The organism is Bacillus sp. 522_BSPC, from assembly GCF_001076885.1.
GTDB lineage: Bacteria > Bacillota > Bacilli > Bacillales > Cytobacillaceae > Niallia > Niallia hominis.
Window position 1 is genome coordinate 70,277 of the sequence record NZ_JVDT01000077.1, and the last position, 12,079, is coordinate 82,355.

Sequence of the window (12,079 nt, forward strand, 5' to 3'; positions counted from 1 at the left end):
CTTTTTCCTTGATGATTCGATGAAATTCTCTATAATTAGAGAAGATAGTATATATGTTCGTTTGTTTAGGTTTGCATGCTGGGAGGGAAAACATTGAACGATATCATTAAAAATAAATTAATGATCTTACCTGATCAGCCTGGTTGTTATTTAATGAAGGACCGACAAGGCACGATTATTTATGTTGGAAAAGCAAAAGTGCTGAAAAATCGGGTTCGTTCCTATTTTACAGGCTCTCACGATGGAAAGACATTAAGACTAGTCAATGAAATAGAAGATTTTGAATATATCATAACCTCTTCCAATATCGAAGCGCTTATTTTAGAAATAAATCTGATTAAAAAGCATGATCCAAAATACAATATTATGTTGAAGGATGATAAAAGCTATCCGTTTATCAAATTAACGGCAGAAAAACATCCAAGACTCATTACAACGCGAAATGTAAAGAAGGATAAAGGAAAGTATTTCGGTCCATATCCGAATGTACAAGCGGCTAATGAGACGAAGAAGCTTCTTGATCGAATCTATCCTTTACGGAAGTGTAATGTATTACCAGATAGAGTATGTTTATATTACCATTTGGGGCAATGTCTGGCTCCATGTGTGAATGAGGTTAGTGAGCAGGAATATAAGAAAATGACGGATGATATTACAAAATTCCTAAATGGTGGGTACAAAGAAATAAAAAAAGACTTGTCCGAAAAAATGATGGCAGCATCAGGAGAATTAGATTTTGAACGCGCGAAGGAATATCGCGATCAAATTGCCCATATTGAAGCAACAATGGAAAAGCAGAAAATGATGATGACGGATTTAGTGGACAGAGATATTTTTGGCTATTCCTATGACAAAGGTTGGATGTGTGTTCAAGTATTTTTTGTTCGGCAAGGGAAACTAATTGAACGAGATGTTAGTATGTTCCCTATTTATCAAGAGCCGGAAGAGGAAATGTTGACTTATCTAGGACAATTTTATGATAAAGCCAATCATTTTAAGCCAAAGGAAATTTATCTTCCAGACGATATACAAGGGGATATTGTTGAACAGTTATTAAAGGTAAAAGTAACAAAGCCACAAAGGGGACAAAAAAAGGAACTTGTTTTATTGGCAAATAAAAATGCGAAAAATGCCTTAAAAGAAAAGTTTGCCTTAATCGAAAGAGACGAAGAGCGGACAATAAAAGCGGTTGAAAACCTAGGGAAGCAAATCGGTATATATACTCCGCTCCGAATTGAAGCTTTTGATAATAGTAATATTCAAGGGACAAATCCTGTGTCTGCAATGATTGTATTTATCGATGGAAAACCGTCGAAACGAGAATACCGCAAATATAAAATTAAGACAGTAACAGGTCCAGATGACTACGAATCGATGCGTGAAGTAGTTCGTAGAAGGTATCAACGAGTTTTAAAAGAAGGATTGCCACTGCCAGACTTACTTTTAATTGATGGAGGCAAGGGACACTTAGAGGCAGTTAGAGAGGTTCTGCTAGACGAATTGAGCTTAGATATTCCAGTTGCGGGATTAGTGAAAGACGACAAGCACCGTACCTCACAGCTGCTATATGGAAATCCCTTAGAGATTATTCCACTGGAGCGAAATAGTCAGGAATTCTATTTATTGCAGAGAATCCAAGATGAAGTTCACCGTTTTGCGATTACGTTTCATCGTCAATTAAGAGGGAAAAATGCTTTTCAATCTATATTAGACGATATTCCTGGCATTGGGGAGAAACGTAGAAAATTATTGTTAAAGACTTTTGGTTCAGTCAAGAAAATGAAAGAAGCCTCGATGGAAGAGTTCTTAGAAATTGGAATACCAACAAATGTGGCGGAACAGCTACTTGCTAAATTACAAGAATAGAAAATAATGTTTGTTGGAATGAAAACATTATGCTATAATGATGGCAACTTATAACTTAATAAGTGAAGGTAGAGGTGCGAACTTCAATAGTAATAATTCGGAGAAGAATGAGCTTCAGAGAAGAATTATGAAAGGGATAGATCGCCGAAGTAAAGAAAGCTCTCATGGCTTTTTTTACTGGTTTTGCATTGAATAAATGTAAGATTGTCAAAACAAGGAACTGTTTTGGAGAGCTATCTCACTGTTTGTGCGAATTAATACTATTATTGGCCTGCACAGCAATGAGATATTTCTCATTGCTTTTTTTAATCCGTTTTTTCTGGAATTTAAAATTATTGGAAAAGAAAAGGAAATACATAAATAAAAAGCAATGAGAAAGAAAAAGAAACCTCTAAGATTACAAGAAGGTAGGGAATGACTTTGGGTTTAGTTGTACAAAAGTTCGGTGGAACATCAGTAGGTAGTGCTGAAAGAATACTACATGTAGCAGAAAGAGTAATGGAGGAAAAAAATCGAGGCAATGATGTAGTTGTTGTTGTTTCTGCAATGGGGAAAACAACAGATTCCCTTGTGACGCTAGCAAATGAAATAAATCCAAAGCCGTCCAAACGGGAAATGGATGTATTACTATCAACTGGAGAGCAGATTACAATTAGCCTTCTTAGCATGGCGTTACAGGCAAAAGGCGTTGACGCTATTTCTTATACTGGTTGGCAAGCAGGAATAGAAACAGAGGACGTTCATGGCAATGCTAGAATCTTAAACATGCAAACAGAAAAAGTTCAAAAGCAAATTCAAGATGGTAAAGTGGTTATTGTCGCAGGATTTCAAGGAGTTACAGAAGCTGGTGATATTACCACACTTGGTCGCGGTGGTTCTGATACAACAGCAGTTGCTATTGCAGCAGCGCTAAAAGCGGATAAATGTGACATTTATACAGACGTAACCGGTGTTTTCACAACAGATCCTCGGTTTGTTAAAAATGCTAGAAAGCTATTAGCTATTTCCTACGATGAAATGTTAGAATTAGCGAATTTAGGGGCAGGGGTTCTGCATCCAAGAGCGGTAGAATATGCAAAAAACTATCAGGTTCCATTAGTGGTCCGCTCCAGTATGGAACAAGAAGAAGGAACAATCATCGAGGAGGAAGTTTCAATGGAACAAAATTTAGTCGTACGTGGAGTTGCGTTTGAAGATAATATTACGAGTGTTACGGTATTTGGATTAAAAAATCCGTTAACAAGTCTTTCTACTATTTTCACAACACTTGCATCTCATCATATAAATGTAGATATTATTATCCAAAGTCTTACTAATGATCAGCTGACAAACCTATCATTTTCCATTAAAGATAGTGATTTAGAAGAAACCTTAAAAGTATTAGAAGAAAATAAGAGTGTACTAGGATATGATAAAGTTACTTCTGAACAAGGCTTAGCCAAGGTATCTATTGTTGGTTCTGGAATGATTTCCAATCCAGGTGTTGCAGCAGATATGTTTAAAGTATTATCAGCTGAAGAAATTGTTATTAAAATGGTGAGCACATCAGAAATTAAAGTTTCCACTGTTATCGAAAAAGAGAATATGGTTAAAGCAGTAGAAACATTGCATGATGCGTTTGAATTAAGTAAAATTCCAGTGAATGCATAAAAACAAAAAGCCGCTTCTTTCCAAAAGCTTGGATTAGGGAGCGGCTTTTTAGTTTGATTTTCAAAAATGGAAAATAGAAAATTTTGTTATGAAAACGCTTAATATATATGGTAAGATATAAAAAGAGGAATATTTTACTATAAAGGAGGTTCTGCTATGAAGAAAATGAGTTGGAATAGGGTAAAAAGAACTAAGGAGAAGAGCAAAACAAGATTTAAAATGAAGTTGAAAACCAAAATGATTATTTCTTTTGCACTAATATTAATTATTCCAAGTTTAATTATTAGCACGTTTTCATATATAAAAGCGAGAAATGAAATGGAAAATCAATTTTTAAATACTTCGTCTGAAAACGTAAAAATAGTCGACAATATTATTAGGAATACATTAGGCACCAGTATCTATCAAACGGTGATTTATTCGGAAAAAGTTAATTTTGATGAATCAGAAGAAAGTTATTCGACGGTAAAGACAGAATTTGATAAATACATGGAAATGAATCCAGAAATTGAGAGCGTTTTCTTTGGTTCTAAAGAAGGAACACTCATCCAATCTCCGAATAGTATTCAAGGAAAAGGCTATGATCCAAGGAAAGATGCATGGTACACAAACGGGATGGAGAAAGAGGGGGTTGTTTACGTTTCTAGTCCCTATACTTCGATTGCTACAGGCAGTTTAGTTGTGGCTGTTTCTAAACAGACGGAGGATAAAAAAGGTGTAGTAGGAATGGAAGTTAGCTTAGAGCGAATAAAAAGCTTGGTTTCAGATGTAAAAATAGGTGATAAAGGCTATATCATCATTTTAAATCAAGATAAAAAATATATTGTACATCCAAAGGAAGAAGCCGGTACAGCTGCTGAACAGACAGTGTTTAATCAAATGTTCGACAAAAATGAGGGAAGCATCGATCTAGCCGATGGAGAAAATAACTATATTCTGCAATATATAACGAATGAAACAGTAGGCTGGAAAATCACTGGTGTTGTAGATAAGTCAGAAATTAATGATATGACTTTTCCTATTTTGTATCAAACTGTTCTAGTAATTGTAGTGTCGTTATTAGTAAGCGGATTCTTTGTATTCTTGCTCATTAATTCCTTTATTAGACCATTAAATAACTTGAAGGAAACAGCAATAAAAATGAGTGAGGGGAACTTAACAGAGAAAGTAGACATTTATAGAGAGGATGAAATAGGCCAAGTAGCTCACGCGTTTAAAAATATGGCAAAAAATCTACATAGTATCATTAAAGATGTAAACGAAAAATCGGAACATATTGCCGCTTCGTCTGAGCAATTGCTTGCAAGCTCTGATCAAACAGCATCTGCATCTGAATATGTAGCTGGAGCATTGGAGGAAGTTTCAAGTAAGGCCGAAATACAGAAGGATAATTTAATGGAAAATTCTAATGCATTAAAGGAAATAGAGAATCATGTTAATAAAGTTGCCGAAAATGCAAAAATTGTTTCCACATTGACAAATGAGACAGTCATTCAGGCACAAGAAGGAGAGAATACGGTAAACAATACGCTGAGCCAGATGAATGAAATATATCATTCCGTTGAAGCATCGAATCAGCAAATTCATTCCTTACAAGAACACTCGCAAAGAATAGAATCTATTGTAGAGACTATTAGTGGAATAGCTAACCAAACAAATTTGCTTGCCTTAAATGCAGCAATAGAAGCTGCAAGAGCAGGTGAGCATGGAAAAGGATTTGCCGTAGTTGCGACAGAAGTTGGAAAACTTGCCAAGCAGTCAGAACAATCTGCGCAAGAAATTGCCGATATTATTACTAACATCTTGACGAATACAAAAACAACTGTTGACGGGATGGAAACAGTTACAAAAAGTGTTCAAAAGGGAATACTGGCATCCGAGCAAACTTTTGAAGCCTTTAGTGGCATTATTCATCGTGTAAAAAACATTTCACCACAGATGACGGAAGTTGCTAATCTGTCTAATCAAATAGCAGAGCAGGTACAAATGGTAAGTATATCAGCAAATGAATTATTAACCATTTCAAGCGAGAATGCAGCTTATTCTGAGGAAATGGCAAGCTCAACCGAAGAACAATTAGCTGCAATGCAAGAAATAAAAGCAGCAGCCAGCTCATTATCAGATGTAGCAGTCGAACTCCAAGAAAAAATAAATGCATTCATCATTTAAAAAACTCCATATGACGTAAGGAACTGATAGAAAATTCCTACGTCATATGGAGTCACCTCATTATTCCACTACTGAATCTTTACTATCCCATCGAACAGTAATGGTAACTTTATGATTTTTTCTTTTTGGGTCTTCAAAGGCTTCAGTAATAACATTTTTTGTCTGCTCATATTGCTGAGCTAAATATCCTGCTTCTAGTTGAAATGTGCATTTCCCTTTTTCCTTTAATCTTTTTTCAATGAGTTCGCTGGATAAATGATAGGTAATTTCATTTTTGGTTTGTTTCACGACTTCTAAATTACCCCATCCGACTTTTTGAAAAAAAGCATAAGCTTCTTCTATTGCCTGTAAAGGAAATAAGCGAGCAATACGTTTACCTGCCCAATATAAAAGATCAGGGGTTTCACGGCCTAATAATTCTGGGATAAGTATTTCTCGAATTAATTCATATCCATATGCGGGAACAGTAAGCGGATCAGCAGCTTCCACCTGTTTTTTTTCTTCTACGGATGTTAAATTACTCAATATGCTCTCCTCTTTCTACCATTCTATTATATTCACTTACTTAGAAGAAGTAATCTCCTTAAAAAGTCATCATATTAAGTCATGAAGGATTATTCCATACAATAATTAATGATGTAAAAAAGTATGGATTCCAATAAAATAGAATAAAATATATTGTCTAAATAGTATACTGTATAAACGAAAAAAAATCATAAGAAAAGAGAATGATTTTTTAATTTAGCAATGCCAAACACTCTTGAAAGCTCATTTAGTAGGTTATAACTTTTTCATAAAAGTTGCGAACAGCAGGGAATCAAATTCCTGTAAGAAAGGAGGAAAGGGGAGAAAAAGCAGGTAAAACAAGAAGTTGCAGTCCCCAAACCAATATCAAAATATTAGGTTGCTGTAATCAAAATTTGTATTAAAAATATTTTCTAAATGGCTTTGTTGTTGATTCTATTATTTGATTTGCATATTAAATTTATGCGAATAATAGAAAGGAGGAAATTTTTACTTTTTTTCACATATAGATAGAAAAAAAGCGAAAGAAAATTTATTTAATGTATCCGTTTTCTTGACCGCATTTTTTTTTAAGAGTACAATTAAATTGTCACTAAATTGTAAGAATTTTTGGTTATGTTATCGCTTTATGGGCAAAGGGAGTATGTCATCAATTAGGGGGGAATTTTATGGCAGCAAATCGAGAGTTTTTATTCAGAAGGCTTCACTCTTTATTAGGGGTAATTCCCGTAGGGGTATTTTTAATCCAACATTTAGTTGTCAATCATTTTGCAACTAACGGTCCAGAATCTTTTAATAAGGCAGCTGGATTTATGGAGCATTTGCCTTTTCGGTATTTTCTTGAAATTTTTGTAATATTTTTACCGATATTGTATCATGCAATTTATGGAATCTATATTGCGTTTACAGCCAAAAATAATACAAAAAATTATGGATACTTTCGAAATTGGATGTTCTATATCCAAAGGGTGACAGGGATTATCACATTAATATTTATCGTTTGGCATGTATGGGAAACAAGAGTGGCTGCACAATTAGGGCAAGAAGTAAATTATGAGATGATGAGTGAAAATTTAGCTAATCCATGGATGTTAGTATTCTATTTAGTAGGAGTTATCTCAACAATTTTCCACTTCTCTAATGGATTATGGTCCTTCTGTGTTAGTTGGGGTATTACGGTTTCTCCTAAATCGCAACGAATTAATACATATGTAACACTAGGAATTTTTGTTGCATTAACAATTGTAGGTGTACGAGCAATTTTTGCATTTGTTTAATAATAGTAGATTAATAGAGCAATAGATGAGGGAGTGAACGTTTGTTATGAAGAAAGGGAAAGTTATCATCGTTGGCGGTGGCTTGGCAGGATTAATGGCAGCAATCAAAGTAGCAGAAACAGGGACTCCTTTAGAACTGTTTTCCCTTGTGCCTGTAAAAAGATCACATTCCGTTTGTGCTCAAGGTGGAATAAATGGAGCGGTAAATACGAAGGGGGAAGGAGATTCTCCTTGGGAACATTTTGACGATACAGTGTACGGTGGGGACTTCTTAGCAAACCAACCGCCAGTTAAAGCAATGGCTGAAGCTGCGCCAGGAATTATCCATTTGATGGATAGAATGGGTGTTATGTTTAACCGGACACCAGAAGGATTACTTGACTTCCGTCGTTTTGGAGGAACTCAATATCATCGAACAGCCTTTGCCGGAGCAACAACTGGACAACAGTTACTTTATGCATTAGATGAACAAGTAAGACGTTATGAAGTCGATGGGCTTGTGGTAAAGTATGAAGGTTGGGAATTCCTTGGAATTATCACAGATGATGAAGGGGTATGCAGAGGAATTAAAGCCCAAGATTTAAAGACAATGGAGATTAAATCCTTCCCTGCAGATGCTGTTATTATGGCAACAGGAGGTCCTGGAATTATTTTCGGAAAATCTACGAACTCCATTATCAATACTGGTTCAGCAGCATCTGTTGTTTATCAGCAAGGAGCTTATTATGCAAATGGTGAATTTATCCAAATTCATCCAACTGCAATTCCAGGTGATGATAAACTCCGTTTAATGAGTGAATCAGCTCGTGGGGAAGGCGGCCGTATCTGGACGTATAAAGATGGGAAACCATGGTATTTCTTAGAAGAGAAGTATCCAGCTTATGGAAACCTTGTGCCAAGGGATATCGCAACCCGCGAAATTTTCCATGTTTGTGTCGATCAAAAGCTCGGCATCAATGGGGAAAACATGGTGTATTTAGATCTATCTCATAAAAATCCAAAAGAGCTTGATATTAAGCTAGGCGGCATTATCGAGATTTACGAAAAATTCACTGGCGAAGATCCACGTAAGCTTCCGATGAAAATTTTCCCTGCAGTTCATTACTCTATGGGTGGATTATGGGTGGATTATGATCAAATGACGAATATCCCAGGCCTATTTGCTGCAGGAGAATGTGATTATTCTCAGCATGGAGCCAACCGTTTGGGAGCAAATAGCTTACTTTCGGCAATTTATGGCGGCATGGTAGTAGGTCCAAATGCGGTTAAATATATCAGTGGATTAAGCAAAAGCACAGAAGATTTATCATCTGCTCTATATGATTCAGCTATGAAACAAGAAGAATCCAAATGGCAGGATATCATGAAAATGGATGGAACAGAAAATGCCTATGTTCTTCATAAGGAATTAGGAGAATGGATGACTGACAATGTGACAGTTGTTCGTTACAACGATAAGTTGCTTGCAACAGATGATAAGATTCAAGAGCTATTAGAGCGTTATAAAAATGTTAATATTAATGACACGGCAAAATGGTCGAATCAAGGAGGCGTATTTACTCGTCAATTAGAGAATATGCTTCAGCTAGCACGTGTGATTACCCTTGGTGCATACAACCGAAATGAGAGCCGTGGAGCACATTATAAGCCGGAATTCCCGGAAAGAAATGATGAAGATTTCTTAAAAACAACAATGGCTAAATTTGTTGGTGGAAACAAGGCGCCAGATTTCCATTATCAAGAAGTGGATACCTCCTTAATCAAACCGAGAAAAAGAGATTATTCAAAGCAAAAAGAGGGAGTGAAATAAAATGGGGGAGCAAAAAACAGTAACGTTACAAATTGAAAGACAAGATGACCCTAATTCACCATCTTATGTAGAAGAATTTACTTTGCCGTATCGTCCTAATATGAATATAATTTCTGCATTAATGGAGATTCGCAGAAATCCTGTCACAAGCGACGGGAAAAAAACATCTCCAGTAGCTTGGGATATGAACTGTTTAGAAGAAGTTTGCGGAGCTTGTTCAATGGTTATTAATGGAAAACCACGCCAATCCTGTACGGCGCTAATTGATCAATTGGAACAGCCGGTTCGTTTAGAACCAATGAGAACATTCCCAGTCGTCCGTGATCTTCAAGTGGATCGCAGCCGAATGTTTGATAGCTTGAAGAAAGTAAAAGCATGGATCCCGATTGATGGTACGTATGATCTTGGACCAGGCCCAAGAATGCCAGAAAAAAAACGACAATGGGCATATGAGTTATCGAAATGTATGACTTGCGGAGTTTGCTTAGAGGCATGTCCAAACGTAAATAGCAAATCAGATTTCATTGGACCAGCGCCACTTTCTCAAGTTCGTCTTTTCAATTCTCATCCAACTGGAGAAATGAATAAAGAAGAGAGATTGCAAGAAATTATGGGAGATGGTGGACTAGCTAATTGTGGTAACTCACAAAACTGTGTGCAGTCCTGTCCAAAAGGAATTCCATTGACTACATCGATTGCAGCATTAAACCGTGAAGCAACTTTTCAAGCGTTTAAGGATTTCTTTGGTAGTGATCATTAATCAAAAAGACCACCAATTTTGGTGGTCTTTCTTTACGTTTGATACTTTGTCATATATTGATAATAAGCATCGGCAAATTCCTTTGCTATATATTGTTCTTCTAAAGATAGCATAGGTAATTTGTTTTCCAAATAAGCGCAGATACTTTCCATTTGTTGAATACTTTCCAAAAAAATTGTCCGATCTCCGTCGTTTTCTATATCTGATATTTTTTGCTCATAATCATAGTGATAGAACGTATCATACACTTCGCTATTGCATGAGGATAAAGCTATTTTTCTTTGCAGGCAAGAAAGACATATTCCACACGGAAGAATAGCTCCATTTCTACTCATTCGTACACAGCTTATCGTGTTCTTAATTTGGATTTTATACTCTTTAGGCAAATCAAGCATGAGAGACTGAACAGATTTCAAAAGTATAGGAGTTTGAATTTGCAAATGAAGATCCAAACCAGCATAAATATCATTTAAATGTTTAAATGTATTCGGATGCATTGATTTTTTCCATATATTAAAACCATTTGAAGGATCTGGATTCATTTTACTCAGTTGGAAAACATATACATACTTCCCACCGTTGAAAAATGTTTTTACAGCAGCAATCGAAACGAGTAGACAGAGGCTAACTGATGATTGTTGCTTTCTAATTTTCTTGGAAATCGCTGAATTTAAGGTAATAATCTCAGTAGAATCTGTTCCTTTACTCCTCAGGAAGGAGGCTAGTTTCCCTTGCTTTGATTTTCCATTTTCCTTATTTACTAGTCTAATATAATCGGAGGCAGTAGAAGACTTTGCATTTTGCGCAACACCAATGATGGAATCTAAATCATCTAAAAACAAGGTTACATCATGCTGATTAGGCAGTAAAAACGAAGGTGAAAGAAGATCAGTATCGATTGGTTGGAATTGAAGATGAACAGGTTCATCCAATATCCAAGCTATTAGTTTTTCTAGTAGTGGTCTGTTTTCTTCCCAAAGGATTGCATGGAATACTGGAATAATTAATTTATTATCCTTCTTTGCTTTTTTTGATTGGTGTTCAAAATAAAATAAGGCTCCCATTATGGTAACGAAGTCAATACAACTAGTACCTTCTCCTTCATAATCAAAATATGTATCCTGAAGTAGCTCCTGATGTAATTTAGTCAAGAATTCAATGTTTAAATCCATTATTATCACCAAAACTTAGAGATTTGGAAGTGCAATTTTCTTTCCATTATACCATTAATTTTTTAGGAAGTTTATTATGACTCCTTTTCCTCGGAATGTTTGGCCATAATGCTGGAGATTGCATCTCCATTAAGCTTATTGAAAGAATGCTGATAAACCCTTTTATTTTCAGATTTATACATATAAGTATAAGCAACATCTTTTTCATCATGGAAAATGACAATCGCATGAAATCCAAACATGGCGTAGTGAACCTCGATTTTTTTTATAGCCTTTTGCTTGTAATGTCTTATATTGTAAAGATGATTTTCAACAGCTCTTTTCACTTGTTCCTTATTATTGGAAAAACTGTTTGTAGCATAGATGGAAGCACTTAGAATAAAAATGACTATAACGGAAATTACGACCTGATATGCTTTTTTCATTCATTGCCTCCTTGGTTTAAATACGGAAATATATACTAATTATACAATGGAATTCTTTTCTAAATACATAATAAAAAGAGGGAATGGAAAAGAAAAAATTAAAAAGGCAAAAACCTTTCCCAATTTCCATAAATCCAGTCACTCCAAGTTGTCATTTTACATAATATATTCAGACTATAACTATACCCATCCCAAAGTTCATAGCTGGCAAAGGCAAGGAGGGTTACACTACTTGAAGGAGAATGAATTTACTCACAAGCCATTATTAACCAAAAGAGAAAGAGAAGTATTTGAACTGCTAGTCCAAGACAAAACGACTAAGGAAATCGCCAGTGATTTATTCATAAGCGAAAAAACAGTTCGAAATCATATTTCTAATGCTATGCAGAAGCTGGGCGTGAAGGGGCGTTCACAGGCTGTTGTAG

The 12,079-nt window shown here is 35.6% G+C and carries 10 protein-coding genes and 1 riboswitch; of the genes, 7 read left to right on the top strand and 3 right to left on the bottom strand.

Features of this window, described 5'->3' with window-relative positions:
- Positions 1 to 75 precede the first annotated feature (75 nt).
- The 3 genes from uvrC to ADJ83_RS05905 all read left to right on the top strand — a co-directional run bounded on the left by uvrC (position 76) and on the right by ADJ83_RS05905 (position 5,685).
- Complete coding sequence (uvrC, locus tag ADJ83_RS05895; protein ID WP_414630335.1) at positions 76 to 1,866, top strand: excinuclease ABC subunit UvrC; 1,791 nt, start codon at positions 76 to 78, stop codon at positions 1,864 to 1,866.
- 61 nt (positions 1,867 to 1,927) lie between these two features.
- Positions 1,928 to 2,110: riboswitch (Lysine riboswitch) on the top strand.
- Positions 2,111 to 2,286: 176 nt separating this feature from the next.
- Positions 2,287 to 3,516 (top strand): aspartate kinase, encoded by a 1,230-nt coding sequence (locus ADJ83_RS05900; RefSeq protein WP_031534780.1) that lies wholly within the window; start codon positions 2,287 to 2,289, stop codon positions 3,514 to 3,516.
- 156 nt (positions 3,517 to 3,672) lie between these two features.
- Positions 3,673 to 5,685, top strand: coding sequence for a methyl-accepting chemotaxis protein (locus tag ADJ83_RS05905; protein WP_048717219.1), 2,013 nt, complete (start codon positions 3,673 to 3,675; stop codon positions 5,683 to 5,685).
- A 60-nt stretch (positions 5,686 to 5,745) separates the two neighbouring features.
- On the opposite strand, the gene ADJ83_RS05910 is transcribed toward ADJ83_RS05905, so the two are convergent.
- On the bottom strand, positions 5,746 to 6,210 hold the full coding sequence (locus tag ADJ83_RS05910; RefSeq protein WP_031534776.1) for a YslB family protein: 465 nt from the start codon (positions 6,208 to 6,210) through the stop codon (positions 5,746 to 5,748).
- A gap of 668 nt (positions 6,211 to 6,878) precedes the next feature.
- Here ADJ83_RS05910 and ADJ83_RS05915 point away from each other — a divergent pair.
- Genes ADJ83_RS05915 through sdhB form a run of 3 tightly spaced genes read left to right on the top strand, consistent with a single transcriptional unit; the run spans position 6,879 to position 10,057 of the window.
- Entirely contained in the window at positions 6,879 to 7,487 is a 609-nt protein-coding gene (locus ADJ83_RS05915; RefSeq protein ID WP_031534774.1) for a succinate dehydrogenase cytochrome b558 subunit, read from the top strand.
- A gap of 46 nt (positions 7,488 to 7,533) precedes the next feature.
- A complete protein-coding gene (gene sdhA / locus ADJ83_RS05920; RefSeq protein WP_031534772.1) occupies positions 7,534 to 9,297 on the top strand; it encodes a succinate dehydrogenase flavoprotein subunit in 1,764 nt (587 codons plus the stop codon).
- 1 nt (position 9,298) lies between these two features.
- Complete coding sequence (gene sdhB, locus ADJ83_RS05925) at positions 9,299 to 10,057, top strand: succinate dehydrogenase iron-sulfur subunit (RefSeq protein WP_031534770.1); 759 nt, start codon at positions 9,299 to 9,301, stop codon at positions 10,055 to 10,057.
- A 32-nt stretch (positions 10,058 to 10,089) separates the two neighbouring features.
- Here the strand turns inward: sdhB and ADJ83_RS05930 are convergent, their stop codons facing one another.
- Positions 10,090 to 11,229, bottom strand: coding sequence for a 7-cyano-7-deazaguanine synthase (locus ADJ83_RS05930; protein ID WP_031534768.1), 1,140 nt, complete (start codon positions 11,227 to 11,229; stop codon positions 10,090 to 10,092).
- Between the two features lie 74 nt (positions 11,230 to 11,303).
- Positions 11,304 to 11,654, bottom strand: coding sequence for a hypothetical protein (locus ADJ83_RS05935; protein WP_031534766.1), 351 nt, complete (start codon positions 11,652 to 11,654; stop codon positions 11,304 to 11,306).
- Positions 11,655 to 11,886: 232 nt separating this feature from the next.
- Here ADJ83_RS05935 and ADJ83_RS05940 point away from each other — a divergent pair.
- A partial coding sequence (locus ADJ83_RS05940; RefSeq protein ID WP_048717221.1) for a helix-turn-helix domain-containing protein occupies positions 11,887 to 12,079 on the top strand: 193 nt, incomplete at its 3' end.